At 65.3% G+C, this 15,191-nt stretch carries 14 protein-coding genes; 8 read left to right on the top strand and 6 right to left on the bottom strand.

Translation table 11 applies throughout. The annotated features are described in order from the left end of the window. Window positions 1-72 precede the first annotated feature (72 nt). Complete coding sequence (locus ABD059_RS17170) at window positions 73-651, top strand: helix-turn-helix domain-containing protein (RefSeq protein WP_343882283.1); 579 nt, start codon at window positions 73-75, stop codon at window positions 649-651. A gap of 45 nt (window positions 652-696) precedes the next feature. Here ABD059_RS17170 and ABD059_RS17165 read toward each other — a convergent pair whose 3' ends face one another. Next, window positions 697-2,505: an APC family permease gene (locus tag ABD059_RS17165; RefSeq protein WP_343882424.1), complete on the bottom strand. Its 1,809-nt coding sequence runs from the start codon at window positions 2,503-2,505 to the stop codon at window positions 697-699. A 311-nt stretch (window positions 2,506-2,816) separates the two neighbouring features. On the opposite strand from ABD059_RS17165, the gene speB reads away from it, so the two are divergent. Together speB and ABD059_RS17155 are read left to right on the top strand one after the other, a co-directional pair. After that, entirely contained in the window at window positions 2,817-3,824 is a 1,008-nt protein-coding gene (gene speB / locus ABD059_RS17160) for an agmatinase (protein ID WP_343882422.1), read from the top strand. Beyond that, on the top strand, window positions 3,825-5,495 hold the full coding sequence (locus tag ABD059_RS17155) for a thiamine pyrophosphate-binding protein (protein ID WP_343882281.1): 1,671 nt from the start codon (window positions 3,825-3,827) through the stop codon (window positions 5,493-5,495). A 48-nt stretch (window positions 5,496-5,543) separates the two neighbouring features. Here the strand turns inward: ABD059_RS17155 and ABD059_RS17150 are convergent, their stop codons facing one another. The 4 genes from ABD059_RS17150 to ABD059_RS17135 form a co-directional block, all read right to left on the bottom strand. Continuing rightward, window positions 5,544-6,671, bottom strand: coding sequence for an FAD-dependent oxidoreductase (locus ABD059_RS17150; RefSeq protein WP_343882279.1), 1,128 nt, complete (start codon window positions 6,669-6,671; stop codon window positions 5,544-5,546). Next, the gene (locus ABD059_RS17145) at window positions 6,664-7,383 is read right to left on the bottom strand and encodes a class I SAM-dependent methyltransferase (protein ID WP_343882277.1); all 720 of its coding nucleotides are present in this window, start codon (window positions 7,381-7,383) and stop codon (window positions 6,664-6,666) included. The genes ABD059_RS17150 and ABD059_RS17145 overlap by 8 nt, the downstream gene beginning before the upstream one ends. Further along, the gene (locus ABD059_RS17140; protein WP_343882275.1) at window positions 7,384-8,514 is read right to left on the bottom strand and encodes a type III polyketide synthase; all 1,131 of its coding nucleotides are present in this window, start codon (window positions 8,512-8,514) and stop codon (window positions 7,384-7,386) included. It abuts the gene before it with no gap. A gap of 75 nt (window positions 8,515-8,589) precedes the next feature. Next, a complete protein-coding gene (locus ABD059_RS17135) occupies window positions 8,590-9,060 on the bottom strand; it encodes an SRPBCC domain-containing protein (protein WP_343882273.1) in 471 nt (156 codons plus the stop codon). Between the two features lie 72 nt (window positions 9,061-9,132). On the opposite strand from ABD059_RS17135, the gene ABD059_RS17130 reads away from it, so the two are divergent. The 5 genes from ABD059_RS17130 to ABD059_RS17110 all read left to right on the top strand — a co-directional run bounded on the left by ABD059_RS17130 (window position 9,133) and on the right by ABD059_RS17110 (window position 14,298). Continuing rightward, the gene (locus ABD059_RS17130) at window positions 9,133-10,197 is read left to right on the top strand and encodes a hypothetical protein (protein ID WP_343882272.1); all 1,065 of its coding nucleotides are present in this window, start codon (window positions 9,133-9,135) and stop codon (window positions 10,195-10,197) included. A gap of 125 nt (window positions 10,198-10,322) precedes the next feature. Beyond that, on the top strand, window positions 10,323-10,991 hold the full coding sequence (locus tag ABD059_RS17125) for a hypothetical protein (RefSeq protein ID WP_343882269.1): 669 nt from the start codon (window positions 10,323-10,325) through the stop codon (window positions 10,989-10,991). Between the two features lie 149 nt (window positions 10,992-11,140). Beyond that, on the top strand, window positions 11,141-11,593 hold the full coding sequence (locus tag ABD059_RS17120; RefSeq protein ID WP_343882267.1) for a DUF6325 family protein: 453 nt from the start codon (window positions 11,141-11,143) through the stop codon (window positions 11,591-11,593). A 2-nt stretch (window positions 11,594-11,595) separates the two neighbouring features. Beyond that, a complete protein-coding gene (locus ABD059_RS17115) occupies window positions 11,596-11,910 on the top strand; it encodes an SHOCT domain-containing protein (protein ID WP_343882264.1) in 315 nt (104 codons plus the stop codon). A 63-nt stretch (window positions 11,911-11,973) separates the two neighbouring features. Then, window positions 11,974-14,298, top strand: a complete 2,325-nt coding sequence (locus tag ABD059_RS17110) for a Tex family protein (protein WP_343882261.1) — start codon at window positions 11,974-11,976, stop codon at window positions 14,296-14,298. Between the two features lie 93 nt (window positions 14,299-14,391). On the opposite strand, the gene ABD059_RS17105 is transcribed toward ABD059_RS17110, so the two are convergent. Then, window positions 14,392-15,108, bottom strand: coding sequence for a transglycosylase family protein (locus tag ABD059_RS17105; protein ID WP_343882259.1), 717 nt, complete (start codon window positions 15,106-15,108; stop codon window positions 14,392-14,394). Between the last annotated feature and the right edge of the window lie 83 nt (window positions 15,109-15,191).

The raw sequence follows: 15,191 nt of genomic DNA, 5'->3' as shown, positions 1-15,191 counted from the left end.
TCAGAAAATCCTAGGTATGCTCATAGTCGATGTCCGCCCGGGTGATTGTCCTGAGCAGAGAGATGGTAGCCAGTGAAGGCCCTGCCCGTAGAACCCAGCAACGCCCCGGTAGCCATCGGGTCTCGAATCCGTGCCGCCCGGCAATCCCAGCGGATGACCATCGAGCAGGTTGCGGCTGCCACCGGGCTGACCAAGGGATTCCTGAGTCGTGTGGAGCGCGATCTGACATCGCCGTCGGTCGCTTCCCTGGTGACTCTTTGCCAGGTTCTGTCTATTTCGATCGGTGACCTCTTCCTGGTGCCGGAAACCCATCTAACCCGGCTGAATGAGGCGCCACGGATCAGTCTCGGTGGCGAAGGTATTAATGAACGCCTGATGACGGCCCGCTCCGAGCGGCGGCTCCAGATGATCCGCGCTGTGATCGAGCCTCACGGGCGGGGCGAGAGCGAACTGTATTCGGTTGATTGCGAGGTGGAGACCCTGCACATTGTTGCCGGGAGTTTTGTCCTGATCTTCTCGAACGACCGGTATGAGCTGGAGGCCGGAGACACCGTCACGTTCCCCGGCCGCGAACCCCACACCTGGTTCAATCCCACCGACCAGGAAACGATTGTTCTCTGGACCTTGGTCCCCGCAGCATCCGGCGGGTAAATCTCCGGCGGGTGAATCTCTACCGGGCAAATTTCTATCGGGGGACTACCCGACGTGCACCCACGGCCGCCGGGTGACGTCGGGCTCGGCTTCACGAAGGACCTCACGTGTCACCGGAGCAATCTCGCCTTCCCCGGTGATGAGGAACTTGAACAGGTTGGTCAACGGGTGACCCTCCGTCCAGCGGAAGTAGACGTGCGGCATCAGGCCGGTGATGTCACGGATGTGCAGCATCACCGCAGCGATGGTGGTGGGCACATTGGATCCGTGCACTTCCAGAATCCGGTAGCCATGCCGGGTAATCCCGCGCACCTGCAGCGCCGTGGCGAACTCGGAGGAATCATCCACAATTACCTCGATAAATAGCGGGTTGTCGGCAGGCATCAGGTGACTGACCGTGCACGCGTGCTCAAGCTTCCTGCGGTAGGCGCCGGCAGTGAGACGCTGCGGCTCGTGTGCGATGAGGAGGATGTCGCCGTCGTCGATGGACGCGACGAAGCGCAAGGCCTCATCGTCCAGCCTGATCCCCGTGGTGCGCAGCTCGAAGGCGCGGCTGAACCGGGATGCGACCGAGACCACCAGAATTCCGAGGATGAAGAGCCCGGCGATCTGGACGCCGTCGGGCCGTTCCACCACGTTGATCACGGTGGTCAGGGACAGGACTATTGTCACAACGCCGAATCCAACGGTGGCAAGCAGCTGTCTGCGGCGGTGTGCTGAGAGGGTGACCGCGACGGACGCCGAGGTGATCAGCACCAGGACACCGGTGGCGTAGGCACCGCCCTGCGCTTCGACGTCGGCCTGGAAGGCGATGGTGACCAGGAAGGCGACGGCGGTGAAAACGATGACCAGCGGGCGGACTGCCCGGGCCCAGTCAGGGGCCATTCCGTAGCGCGGCAGGTAGCGGGGGACCAGGTTGAGAAGCCCCGTCATGGCCGAGGCGCCAGCGAACCAGAGGATCGCGATGGTGCTGATGTCGTAGGCGGTGCCGAAGCCGTCGCCGAGGTACTTGTGTGCAAGGTAGGCGAGGGCACGGCCATTGGCTTCGCCGCCCTCCTGGAACTCCGCGGCGGGGATCAGGATAGTGGTCGCAATACTCGACGTGATCAGGAATCCACTCATGATCAGGGCTGCCGACGTCAGTAGCTTCTTTGCCCCGGCGATGCGGCCCGCGAGGTCCGCGTGCTCGTCGCCCGGGTGCCCCTTGATGAGGGGCATGACGACGACCCCGGTTTCGAACCCGGAGAGGCCGAGCGCCAGCCGGGGGAAGACCAGCAAAGCCACCACCACCATCAGCATCGGGTTGCCGTGCTGGGTGTTCAAAGCGGTCCACCAGTCATCGACCAGTGGCGGCTGGAGAATCACCTGCCCCAACGCCACCACGATGACGACCAGATTCAGGAGCAGGAACACGGCCACCAGCGCGACGGCGATTCCCACTGCCTCCCGGAAGCCCCGCAGGAAAACCACCGAGAGTAGACCGAGGAATATCAGGGTGATGAGCACCTCCTGGCCATGCATCCAGCCTGGCGCGAAGGGGTTTTCAATCAGGTGTGCACTCGCATCAGCTGCCGAGAGCGTCATGGTGATGAGGAAGCTGGTGGCGGCAAAACCCAGCAGGACCAACACGAAGATCTTGCCGCTCCAGCGGGGAAGCAGGCGTTCGAGCATGGCGATTGAACCCTCACCATTGGGACTTTCCTCGGCAACCCGTCGATAGACCGGCAGCGCCCCGAGGAGGGTGACCAGGACCAGGACGATGGTCGCGATGGGGGAAAGGACTCCGGCTGCGACAGCTGCGATGGCTGGCTGGTACCCCAGGGTGGAGAAGTAGTCGACGCCGGTCAGGCACATCACCTTCACCCACGAGTGGGTAGCTGCGGCTTTCGGGCGTCTGGGCTTGCGCTGATTCTCGTCATCCAGCAGCCAATGCCCCAGTCGCCGCACCCGGCGGGAGTCCTTGATGCTGTGCAAAGTTGTAGTCACTGGATGACTGTAGGCCTCGATGACTGGTGAACTGGGCGCTATTTATGGATCCTTTATGGGGGAATTCTCATCCGTCGTGACGGCTACAGTGTTGACCGAGACGGGCATCACAATTAGCCTTATGAAAAACAGTTGATGCTTATATGGCAACTTCTGTTTTCCCCAACCCGGAGGTACTCATGGAACAGCCGCGCGTCACGGCCAATGGAAACATCGGCCCCATCGATTCCTCACGGATTCCCCGTTATGCGGGCGCTGCGACTTTCGCCCGGCTGCCGCGACTCGACGAGGTGGACCGGGCCGACATCGCCGTCGTCGGTGTCCCCTTCGACTCGGGGGTCTCCTACCGCCCGGGGGCCAGGTTCGGCTCCAACCACGTCCGCGAATCCTCGCGCCTGCTCCGCCCCTACAACCCGGCCCTGGACATCTCCCCGTTTGAGCGGGTGCAGGTGGCCGATGCTGGCGACATGGCGGTCAATCCTTTCAATATCCACGAGGCGATCGAAACCATCCAGCAGAATGCCCTCGATCTGACGGCCGACGGCGCCAAGCTGGTCACTCTCGGTGGCGACCACACCATTGCGTTGCCCCTGCTCCGGGCCGCCTCCGAACGCGCTGGCGCACCCGTGGCGATGTTGCACTTCGACGCGCACCTTGACACCTGGGACACCTATTTCGGCGCCGAGTACACCCACGGCACACCCTTCCGACGCGCGGTGGAGGAGGGCATCCTGGACACCGAGGCCATCTCCCACGTGGGCACCCGGGGTCCGCTCTACGGGGTGAAGGACCTTGAGGATGACCGGCGGTTCGGGTTCGGGATTGTGACCTCCTCCGACGTGTTCCGGCAGGGGGTCGACGAGGTGGTCGCCAAGCTGCGGGACCGGATCGGCAACCGTCCGCTGTACATCTCCATCGACATCGACGTCCTGGACCCGGCGCACGCCCCCGGGACGGGAACGCCCGAGGCGGGCGGCATCACCAGCCGTGAGCTGCTGGAAATCCTCCGCGGCATGCGCGGCATGAACCTGATCGGGGCCGACGTCGTCGAGGTTGCCCCCGCTTACGACCATGCGGAGATCACGGGGGTCGCGGCATCGCACGTGGCCTACGACCTGGTCAGCCTGATGGCCGACCAGGCGACCGCCACCCGCGCCACCCCGAACAGCACGACAGAGGAACGCTAAATGGTCACCACCGACAGTGTCGCAGCAGCACCACCGCACCCACTGACTGGGGAACGCAATGGCGGGGACCTCGTCGTCGAAACGCTCAGTGCGCTGGGCGCCACCACGGTGTTCGGCATTCCCGGCCAGCACGCCCTGGGTCTGTTCGACGCGCTGTCACGCTCGGACCTGCGCTTCGTGTCCTCGCGGGTGGAGAACAATTCGGCGTTCGCCGCCGACGGGTTCTCCCGCGCCACCGGACAGGTCGGAGTGCTGTTCCTGTCCACCGGTCCCGGCGCCCTGACGGCGCTCGCGGGCCTGCAGGAGGCCTACGCCACCGGCGTGCCGATGGTGGTCATCGCCAGCCAGATCCCGCTGGAGGGTCTCGGCGCCCGGCGCAAGGGTATGCTCCACCAACTGGACGACCAGAAGGCGTCGGCCGCCAACGTCACCAAGAGCCAACGCCTGATCCAACACGCCTCAGGCATCCCCTCGGCCATCCAGGACGCCTGGACCGAGGCCGTCTCCTCGCCGCAGGGGCCGGTCTGGATCGAGGTGCCGCAGAACGTCCTGCTGGACCCGGTGATGGTGCCGCAGGTCGAGGATGCGCTCGCCGAGCCGTTCGACAACCCACCCCGGGTGGAGCTGGTCCGTGAGGCAGCGAAGTGGCTGACCGAGTCCAAGCGACCCGCCATCGTTGCCGGGGGCGGCACACGGCGCGGCAAGGCCGAGCACTGGCTCCTGTCCATCGCTGAGAAGCTCGGTGCCCCCGTCCTGTGCTCGCCCGGCGGGAACGGGGCGTTCCCGTGGGAGCATGAGCTGTCGCTGCAGGCGTGGGTGGAGGACCGCTACGTCACCGAGGTCCTGGAGGATGCCGACGTCCTTCTCGTGGTCGGTTCCTCCCTCGGCGAGGTGACCAGCAACTACTTCACGCTCGAACCGCGTGGGCGTATCATCCAGATCGACGCCGAACCCCGGGTGCTCGAATCCAACCGGCCGGCTCTGGGTATCCGCGCCGACGCCGGCCAGGCGCTCGCCGCGCTCGACGAGGCGTTGCCCACGCTCGAGCGTGACCGCTCCGGCGGGTACGACGCCGTCGCCCTGGTTGCAGAAACCCTCGCCAAGGTGCAGGGTCGGCTCGACTCGCAGGACCTCGCGATGGAACGCACGTTCATGGCGGACATCCGTGCCGCAGCACCAGCGGGGCTGCAGACCTACTGGGACATGACGATCGCGGCCTACTGGGCCTGGAGCTGCTGGGATGCCAAGGACGGCCAGTTCCACTCGGCGCAGGGTGCCGGTGGGCTGGGCTACGGTTTTCCCGGCGCCATTGGTGGCGCCGTCGGACTCGGGGAGCGCGTCCTCGCGGTGTCCGGTGACGGCTCGTCAATGTACTCGATCGCCGAACTGGCGACCGCCAGGCAGCACAACCTGCCGGTCACCTGGCTGATTGTCGACGACGGCGGGTACGGGATCCTCCGCGAATACATGGAGGGCGCGTTCGGGAAGGCCACCGCCACCGAGCTGACCCGGCCGGATTTCGTGAAGCTCGCCGAGGCGTTCGGTGTGCCAGCGGTGAAGGTGGCCCCGGGCGACGTACGGCAGGCGTTGGAGGACAGTTTCGCCGCTGAAGGGCCGAACGTCGTCGTCGTCGAAACCCTGCTGCGTCTGTTCGCCCCGACCCACCTGTAGACCGGGGGGCACGGGCGAGCTGCCCGGGGAAATGTCACTGCATGGTGGTCACTGCATGGTGAAGGTGCGGGCGATAGTGTCGTGGACGGCGGGCACCGCGTTGCACCGGCGCAAAACGGCATTCCGGGCCGATAAAACCGGCCGCGGGAGGGGGCGCCCGAGTGCCATGTTCAGATGAGCCTGGCGTGCAGCCGTCACAGCAGCATGACGGCGTCGCTGGTTAAACGCCACCAGGTCGCGGCCAACGTCGCGGCCGTCAACCAGTGACGCCGTGATGATCGGGACCAGCTCGGTGGCATCGAGCCACCCGAGGTTCATCCCCTGCCCGCCGATCGGGCTCACCTGGTGGGCCGCGTCCCCAATCAGCACGGTCCGCCCGGACACGAGCCGCTGGGCCAGCCGCCGGTGCACGTCGAACGCGCTCAGCATTGAGATGCTGTCCACGTCCACCCGCACGCCGGTGCGTGCAAGAATCAGCCCCGCCAGAACATCGGGGGTCGGCGAGACGACCAGCGAAGACGTCCGCACCACCCAGCGGCGCACCCCGTCCGGTAGCGGGAAGGACTCGACAATCCCGCCCGGCTCCAGATACAGCACCGCCGTCGACCGGTCCGCCGACGAGTCAGCAAAGTCGCCCATCAGATAGGTGTCGGGGTACCGCTGCAGCGAAGAGGGGATCCCGGCGCTGGATCGCACGGTGCTCTTGCCGCCGTCGGCCCCAATGACGAGCCGTGCCTGCAGCACCTCGCCGGTTGACGTGGTCACCAGCATTGACGCCCCAATGTCATGGACCGCGGTGACCGTCACGCCCCGGCGGAACGCACCGGGTGCGACGGCGGCAAAACGGGTTTCCAGCACCTGCTCGGTCCGGATCTGCGGTACCGCAAGCACAAACGGGTAGTCGCATTCCAGGTCCGTGAAGGACAGGCGGGTCACGTCGTTGCCAGCGCTGCGGGCAACCCCCTCACCGATCCTGACGCCGCGACGGATCAGCTCATTGGCCACCCCCGCCTGAGCGAGCGATGCCAGGGCCGGCGGGTGGATGCCGATGGCTCGTGAGTGGACGCTCCGGGCCGTGCGCTGCTCCAGGACCAGCACGTCGAGCCCGGCCTGTCGGAGCAGGATCGCCGCGAACAGGCCCACCGGGCCTCCTCCGACCAGGATCACGTCATGCATCGGATGCCCGGTGGACCAATAGGTTGTGGGAAGGGAACCGTGCGGTGACCTCCCAGCCTGGCGGGGCGACGGATGCCAATTCGGCGGCGGTATAGCTGCGGCGGATCGAGGTCAGCCCGTCCCGCCGGATCAGGGAGCGGCGCAGCGGCAGGGTGCCCAGAGAAAACAAGTGGTAGCCCAACCGGCTACGTTCAATGTCGTTGTGCAGGGCGATCCCCCTACTCAGCTGTTCCGAGTCGGCCAGTAACGACTGCAGGTCCTCCGGTGCCAGGTGGTGCAGCAGGTGGTTGGAGGTGACGACGTCGAACTTCAGTCCCTCGGCGACCAGCTCGGTGCTGAACGCGCGCCGGAACGTCAGTCCCAGCACGGGCGGCTGCGAGGTCGCGAACGCGTGCGCCCGGTCGTCGGGATCGATGCCCAGGATCGACAGTTGCAGGCCATCCCGAGCCGCCCAGCGGGCGAACGCCCGCGGCATGTCCCCGCCGCCGGACCCGATATCGAGGAGGGTGCTGGGCCGCGATGAGGACAACCGCGGGCGGATCTGTGCCGCCCAGGTGCGCCGCCAGCCGGCGACCGTCGCGTTGATCAACCCGAACTGTGAGTAGGTCCGGTCCAGCAGGACCGGGTCGCAATCCGGTTTGTCCATCTCCTCCACCGCGTCAACGTCGCGGCGAGCGAGGAACCCATTCTCGCGGCGAGCGAGGAACTGCACTCAGGGACCCACCTTGGTGAACAGCGCGGTTTCCACTGTCAGGCCGGGACCGAATGCCATGGAGCAGATCCGCTCGTCGGCGCCGTCAAAGGGTTGCTCCAAAATGTGCTTCAACACGAACATCACGGTGGCGCTGCTCATGTTGCCGTAATCCCGGAGGGTCTCCCGTGCCGGCACCAACTGGTCCTCCTTCAGGTCCAGTTTGGCCTCCACCTTGTCCAGGATGCTCCGCCCTCCCGGGTGGATTGCCCAGTGCTCAATGTCCTTGTACTGCTTGTCGGCGAGGGTTTCGTCGCGGGCCAGCAACGGCTCCAGCGCCCCCACAATATGCTCATCGATGATGTGGGGCACGTAGGTGCCGAGCACCATCTCGAACCCTTCGTCTCCGATGTTCCACGCCATGGACTCCTCGCCGACGGGTGTCAGGACCGTCTCAAAGAAATCGAGACTCAGGGCGGGCGTGGTGGCCTTGTAGTCGCGCGCACTGATCACTGCGGCCGCCGCGCCGTCGGCGAACAGCGAGGACCCCACAATGGTGTCAGGGTTGTTGGAGGACCTGACGTGCAGGGAGCACAGCTCGGCTGCGACCACCAGAACGACTGCGTCCGGCTCGGCCTCACAAAAGGACTTCGCGGCGCGCAGGGCGGGGAAGGCGGCGTAGCAGCCCATGAAGCCGAGGTGGTAGCGCTGCACGGCCGGGCTCAGTCCGAGCGCGCGAACCACCTTGTAATCGGGGCCGGGGTTGAAAAACCCGGTGCAGGAGACGGTGATGACGTGGGTGACATCGGCCGGTTCGATGCCCTCGGCGGCGGTCAGGGCCTTGGCGGCTGCCTCGATGAACAGCTTGGTGCCTTCTTCCGCGTACACCTCATTGCGCACCTTGGTGCTGGGGGACAGGATGCGCCGTTCAGCGGAATCGAAGAAGACCGGGTTCTCGGACGGAGCGTCCAGGGTCATTTCCTTCACCGCGGTGTACCGGGTATTGATTCCCGAGGAGTCGAATGCCGCGCCGACCAGACGCGTCCCGAGCCGGCTCAGGCCCGGCTGCGCGGCAAAGACGTCCCTCACATCCGACTGCACCATAACGGTCTCAGGAACTGCGGTTTCTAGGGACCTCATGATTACTGTCATAGTTCATTCTTAGGGATGGGTGCCAGTAAACACAATGAGCCCGGGCTGGGGTTCGCCTGGACGAGCCCCTCTTCGCTAGGCGTTGCCCGGCGCCGGATACTGGGCGTTGTCATTTTCCAGCAGCGCCTGGAGGTTCATCAGGATGGGAGCCCAGCTCTTGCCCACCGCGTCCATCTGGGCTGCCTCAGCGAACCGGTCCTGCACGAGGCGAAACCGTACCCCGCCACCGGCCACCTGCTCAACGTCAATCGTGATGCGGGATGCGGTGTCGTCTTGCGGGTCGGCCTGTCCGTCTTCGCCTGCTGGCACCTCGCGGAGCGTGTACGACAACCGCTTGGGCTCGTCTACCTCCAGCACCACCCCGTGGTGGGTGATTGTCTCCGAGCTGCTCTCGTAGAAGCGGACGGGGGAACCCGGCACCCAGATGGACTCCACCCGGCGTCCGGACCAGTAACGACGTGTCACGGCACCCTCGGTCAGAGCTTCCCACAGCCGAAGCGGGGAAGTGGCAATCTCGGTATCGTGCACGAACGCTGGCTCAGTCATGGGTTCAGCGTAGCCCAGCGCCTGTACCGTTGAGGGCGCCCAGACCGACCAATACTCTCGCCTAGGAATGACATGCACCACACCACTCTCCCCGGCCACCCGCTCAGGACTGTCGGGGTGCCCATGCTGCTGTCCCTGTGTCTGCTGCTCACCGGCTGCGCAACCGGTGGCGCGTCCGGTGGCGCGTCCGGTGGTGCGTCCGGTGGTGCGGCCGAAAATACAGTATCGACAGAAAATACAGTATCGACGCCGACGACGACTCCCGCTGCGGGTGAGCCGCCCGCCGACGAACCCAGCGTGCCACCACGTGACGAGCCAACCGCCGTCGTCGAACCCGAACCGCTTCAACTGCCCCGCGGCGGGACCGATCTGTTTCCTGACTACCGGCTGGTGGGGTTCAGCGGCCACCCGGCGTCCGAGGGGATGGGCCGACTGGGGATCGGAGACATTGACGAGCGGGTCGAGGAGATGGAGCTCCTCGGTGAGCAGTACGCCGACGGGCGCAACGTCATGCCGGTGCTGGAACTGATCACCGTCGTCGTGCAGGCTTCTCCCGGGGAGGACGGGCTGTATCGTGCTGCCGCCTCGGACGAATTCATTGGGTCCTACCTGGCGGCGGCCCGGCGGCACAACGCGATGCTGCTGCTCAATGTCCAGCCGGGACGCTCCACCATGACTGAGGAAGTTCAACGACTCGAAAAGTGGCTCCTGGAACCCGATGTGGGGCTCGCGCTGGACCCGGAATGGGATATCTCAGGAGATCAGCTTCCGGGCCAGTCCTATGGGCAGACGTCAGGGGAGGAAATCGACCGGATCGCCGGGTACCTCGATGATCTGGTGGCCGAGCACCAGCTGCCACAGAAGGCGCTGGTGTTCCACCAGGTTGCCCCGTCGGTGGTGACCAACGAGGGCGCGGTGGGTGAATACGACGGCGTCGAGGTGATCAAGAGTGTCGACGGAATCGGTGCGCCGGGCGCGAAGATCGAGACCTACAACCAGTTGATGCTGGAACTCCCGCCGACGGTGAATCCCGGCTTCAAACTCTTCTTCGAAGAGGACACCCTTCAGGGGCCATTGATGCTGCCGGCGGAAGTCCTCGGGTTGCAGCCCACGCCGGATTACGTGCTGTACGAGTAGGGGCTTTGCGGGAGTTATTGAGTGGCTCACCAAGCCGCACCGCCACTGGATACGAAGAACAGGTAAGCGCGGACCGGAGTACATGCCGCGTCCGGTGGCCCCGACACTTGAGAGCATGAGGACCCATGGCACGCAGAACCGCAACGATCCTTGGCATGTCGGTGCTCGCCGTCGGCCTGATCTCCGGCTGCGGCGGGATGGAAGATAACCCGTTGAACGTCAATGGGGCGCCGCCGGAACAGGCAATTGCCGGTGGATCCGGGACCGATGTCATTGCGGCATCGCTCGGCGAGGATCCGCTTCAACTGGGCGTCAATGGCGCCAAGCTCTGCTCGGTGCAGCCTGCACTCGGCTACCAGGAATACACGGTCCTGATCCATAACGAGACGCTCGAATCCTTCACGATCGACGACGTCAGCCTCGGTTCGCCCGCCGGCGTCACCCTTAACTCTGCGGAAGTCACGCCAGCCAACCGGGGCGGTCACGGGACCCACGGCATGGAGGACGGGACGGTGATGGGCGGCGGCGAGGAGCACACCGAGGCTCATGGTTCAGGTGAAATGGCGGACATGGCGGACATGCCCGAGAACGTGTTCTTCACTGAACCTGTCCCCGCGGTCGGTTATGAGATCTCCACTCTGGAGTATCTCAACGTGGTGGTCTCGGTTTCCCTCGACGACGACGCCGATAGGGGTACCTCCGACTACGTCGAGATTGACTACTCCACGGCCGACGGATCGTTTACCGGCAAACATCCGCTGGCCATCACCATGGACCAGGATTCCTGCGCCTAGTTGTCCCAGTACGCTCACCCTCTCAGTTCACCTGGCCGATAGCTGGCCGCTCACCCCCCACGGGTGATGCGACGGTGGCCAGCGGAGCCCAGACTCTCGTCATAGGCAATGACACGTTGCCGAGCCCAGCGAGAGATCAGGGAGCTCACGTGACCACACCAACCGACGTTCTCGGCCCCATCGACTTTGTTCTTCTCGAGTTTCCGAAGGACCGCCTCACCGGAGAGACCAGCGCGGCAATCAAAGACCTCGTCGAAAACGGCACCATCCGGATCTATGACCTGATGGTGATCAGCAAGGACGAGGACGGTTCCGTCACGGAGCTCGACCTCGCTACAGCGGCGCCCGGGACCGCGGGATTCGACTTCTTCGCAGGAGCACGCTCGCACCTGCTCGACGAGAACGACCTGCGGCAAGCCGCCGAAACACTCAAGCCAAACACCGTGGCCGCCCTGATTGTCTTCGAAAACAGTTGGGCTGTGCCGTTCGTTGCCGCGGCCCGCAACAGCGGCGGTGAGCTCATCGCCTCCACCCGAATCCCGGCGGCGGACCTCATGGCCACCCTGGAATCCCTCGACCACACCACCAGCGCAGGAGCCTAACCGTGGGACTTTTACGTGGAGTCGCAAGAACAGCAGTCATCTCGGGTACAGCCACAGCGGTCAGTGGCCGGGTGCAGCGACGCCAGGCCGGCAAATTCGCCGAGCGCGACGCGGCAACAGCGGCCGAGCGCCAGCGCGCATTCGACCAGCAATTCGCGGCACAGCCGGCACAGCAGGCGCCGCAAGCACCGCCACCGGGTTACCCACCGCCCCCGGACCCGATTCAACAACTCAAGGACCTCGCCACCCTCAAAGCGCAGGGCATCCTGACAGAGGAAGAGTTCGCGGCGCAGAAGGCCCGAGTCCTCGGAGGGTAAACACGCCGGTTCTGTGGGCGAAATTCCGCGCCGGTTGGAACCGGGCCCCCACCGTAAGCGACAATGGCAGACGTGCCACATCTGACTTCTGACACCGCCATCTTTGACCTCCTCGCCGACGAACTCGGAGTCCACGCCTGGCAGGTGAAGGCCGCAGTGGACCTCCTCGACGCCGGTTCGACCGTCCCTTTCGTGGCCCGGTACCGCAAGGAGGCCACCGGTTCGCTCGACGACACGCAACTCCGGCTACTCGACGAGCGGCTGAGGTACCTGCGCGACCTGCAGGACCGTCGACGGGTCATCCTTGACTCCATCGAGTCACAGGGCAAGCTCACCGATCAGTTGCGGGCCGCGATTGCCGGCGCCGAGACGAAATCCCGTCTCGAAGACATCTACCTGCCCTTCAAGACCAAACGGCGTACCAAGGCGCAGATCGCCAGGGAAGCGGGCCTGGAACCGCTTGCAGATGCGCTGGTGGGGAACCCGTCCCTGGATCCCGCGGCCGAGGCAGGCAGGTACGTGACCGGTGATGTTCCCGATGCCGAGGAAGCGCTCGCCGGCGCCCGGTCGATCCTGGTGGAACGCGCTGGCCAGGATGCGGACCTGCTCACCTCGGCCCGGGAGAGGCTCTGGAAACAAGGGCTCCTACGGTCGAAAGTCCGGGCGGGTAAGGAGGCCGAGGGCCAAAAGTTTGCCGACTATTTCCAGTTCGCCCAGACACCGTCCACCATGCCCTCACATCGCGTCCTCGCCCTGTTCCGCGGCGAGAAAGCAGGTGTGCTGGAGCTGGCCATCGCCGAAGGAGACCCGGCAGACGCCGAAGGGTTCGCCAAAGCGCGCACCCGGTACGAAAACTCGGTGGCGGCGGTGCTGAAGATCGCCTCTGCCGGACGCCCCGCAGATGCCTGGCTGGCCCAGACGGTCCAGCAGTCGTGGCGCCGGATACTCGCCAAACTGTCGCTGGACCTCCGAGTCCGCCTGTTCGCTGCCGCTGAGACCGAGGCGGTGCGGGTCTTCGCCGCCAACCTCAGGGATGTCCTCCTGGCAGCGCCGGCAGGCGGCAGGACCACGCTGGGGCTCGACCCGGGTCTCCGCACCGGCGTCAAGGTGGCAGTGGTCGACGGCACCGGCAAGGCCGTTGCCACCGATACCGTGTACCCGCATGCCCCCTTGAAGAAGTGGGACGCAGCGCTCGCGTCACTCGCGAAGCTGGTCACGGACTACGACGTCGAACTCATCGCGATCGGCAACGGAACCGCGTCGCGGGAAACTGACAAGCTCTCCACTGAGCTGATCAAGCGGATGCCCGAGCGGAAGCTGCAGAAACTGGTGGTGTCCGAAGCCGGTGCGTCGGTGTACTCGGCGTCGGCCTTGGCATCGGCCGAGCTGCCGGATCTTGACGTGTCTCTACGGGGGGCGGTTTCAATCGCGCGCCGCTTGCAGGACCCACTCGCCGAGCTGGTGAAAATCGACCCCAAATCCATTGGAGTGGGCCAGTACCAGCACGACGTGACAGCAGCCAACCTGGAGCGGTCACTGAACGCGGTCATCGAGGACTGCGTCAACGCCGTAGGAGTGGATGTGAACACTGCCTCACCGTCACTCCTCAGCCGGGTAGCTGGCGTCGGACCGCTGCTCAGCGAAAATATTGTGGCCCACCGCGACGCCAACGGCCGCTTCACCCGCCGTGCGGACCTCCTGAAGGTGCCTCGGCTGGGCGCCAAGGCCTACGAGCAATGCGCAGGCTTCCTGCGGGTCTCGGGTGGCTCGGAGCCCCTCGACGCCTCAAGCGTCCACCCGGAGGCCTATGGTGTGGCGCGGAAGATTCTTAGTCAGGGCGGAACCGCCCTGCGGGAACTGGACCTGACGACTTTTGTGGACGACACCTTCGGGCTGCCCACTCTCAAGGACATCGTTGCGGAGCTGGAGAAACCTGGACGGGACCCGCGGCCCGAATTTGTGACGGCTACCTTTTCCGAAGGAGTCGAGAAGATTTCCGACCTCAAACCCGGCATGACCCTCGACGGAGTGGTGACCAATGTTGCAGCCTTCGGCGCATTCGTCGACGTCGGAGTGCATCAGGACGGGTTAGTCCACATTTCGGCCATGGCGAACCGCTTCATCAGCGATCCGCACGAGGTGGTGAAGTCGGGGCAGGTGGTCAAGGTCAAGGTGTTGGAGGCCGACCCGGAGCGCAAACGGATTGCCCTGACGCTGCGTCTGGACGACGAGCCGGTCGGAGAACCCAGAAACAGCCGGCCGGAGAAACCCCGGCAGGACAGGGGAGCAGCCACACCGCGTGCGTCAAAGCCACCCGCGGCACGTACTCCTGCGCCGCCAGCGAACTCCGCGATGGCCGATGCGCTGAAGAAGGCGGGTCTGGCCTAGCGGGCCCGATCCGACGCACAACGACGACGGCGGCCGTCCAGGGGAATCCCGGGCGGCCGCCGTCGTCGTAATGCAGGTGGTTACAGCGTGAGGCTATGAGGCCGGGAGCTGCAGAACGTCACCGGTGAAGATGAGGTCAGCGTGAATGACGGTGTCGGCGTTGGCTTCGTACAGAGCCTGCCAACCACCAACAACACCAAGCTTCTCGGCGATGGTCCCGAGGGTGTCGCCGGACTGGATGGTGTAGGTGTCGCCGCTGACTGCGGGAGCCGCTACTGGAGCCACTGCCACAGGAACCTCGGCCACTGGTGCGGGGGCTACTGGTGCGGGGGCTACTGGTGCGGGGGCTACGGGAGCCTGAGCAACCGGAGCGGGGGCAACCTGAGGCTGGATCTGCTCAGCCTGTGCCTGGACTGGTGCCTGCGTGGCAGGTGCCTGCTGCATTGGCTGTGCCGATGGGTTCGCTCCACCGCTCAAGCCCAGCTTGGCCGAGCACGCTGGCCATGCACCCCAGCCCTGGCCCTGCAGGACGTTCTCTGCTACGGCAATCTGCTGCTCGCGGCTGGCGTCCTGAGGGGCGCCCTGTCCGCCGAATCCTGCCCAGGTGGAGGGGGTGAACTGGAGGCCGCCGGAGAAGCCGTTTCCGGTGCTGATGCCCCAGTTTCCGCCGCTCTCGCACTCTGCGAGGGCGTCCCAGGTGCTGCCGGGGGCTGCGTTCGCCACTCCGGCTGATGCTCCGAGGCCAAGGCCAGCAAGAGCGATGACTGCAACGCCGCGGCGCGCGTTAGTGCTGAATTTTTGATTCTTCATGGGTCTGATGCTCCGAAAGGCCACCAACGCTAGTTCCGTCCCCGGACATTTTTGCGCCGCTGCTCGCCTCGACTGTTTTGTGG

This window comes from Arthrobacter flavus, assembly GCF_039526005.1.
GTDB classification, from domain to species: domain Bacteria; phylum Actinomycetota; class Actinomycetes; order Actinomycetales; family Micrococcaceae; genus Arthrobacter_D; species Arthrobacter_D flavus.
The sequence above is the reverse complement of the archived record's forward strand: the minus strand, read 5'-3'. Positions and strand labels throughout refer to the sequence as shown.

Bases quoted from the DNA above. Each gene is read 5' to 3' on its own strand.
- ABD059_RS17135 (WP_343882273.1), bottom strand. From the start codon at position 9,060: ATGACTGAGCCAGCGTTCGTGCACGATACCGAGATTGCCACTTCCCCG.
- ABD059_RS17110 (WP_343882261.1), top strand. From the start codon at position 11,974: ATGGCAGACGTGCCACATCTGACTTCTGACACCGCCATCTTTGACCTC.
- ABD059_RS17130 (WP_343882272.1), top strand. From the start codon at position 9,133: ATGCACCACACCACTCTCCCCGGCCACCCGCTCAGGACTGTCGGGGTG.
- ABD059_RS17155 (WP_343882281.1), top strand. From the start codon at position 3,825: ATGGTCACCACCGACAGTGTCGCAGCAGCACCACCGCACCCACTGACT.
- ABD059_RS17165 (WP_343882424.1), bottom strand. From the start codon at position 2,505: ATGTGCCTGACCGGCGTCGACTACTTCTCCACCCTGGGGTACCAGCCA.
- speB (WP_343882422.1), top strand. From the start codon at position 2,817: ATGGAACAGCCGCGCGTCACGGCCAATGGAAACATCGGCCCCATCGAT.
- ABD059_RS17150 (WP_343882279.1), bottom strand. From the start codon at position 6,671: ATGCATGACGTGATCCTGGTCGGAGGAGGCCCGGTGGGCCTGTTCGCG.
- ABD059_RS17140 (WP_343882275.1), bottom strand. From the start codon at position 8,514: ATGACAGTAATCATGAGGTCCCTAGAAACCGCAGTTCCTGAGACCGTT.
- ABD059_RS17125 (WP_343882269.1), top strand. From the start codon at position 10,323: ATGGCACGCAGAACCGCAACGATCCTTGGCATGTCGGTGCTCGCCGTC.
- ABD059_RS17105 (WP_343882259.1), bottom strand. From the start codon at position 15,108: ATGAAGAATCAAAAATTCAGCACTAACGCGCGCCGCGGCGTTGCAGTC.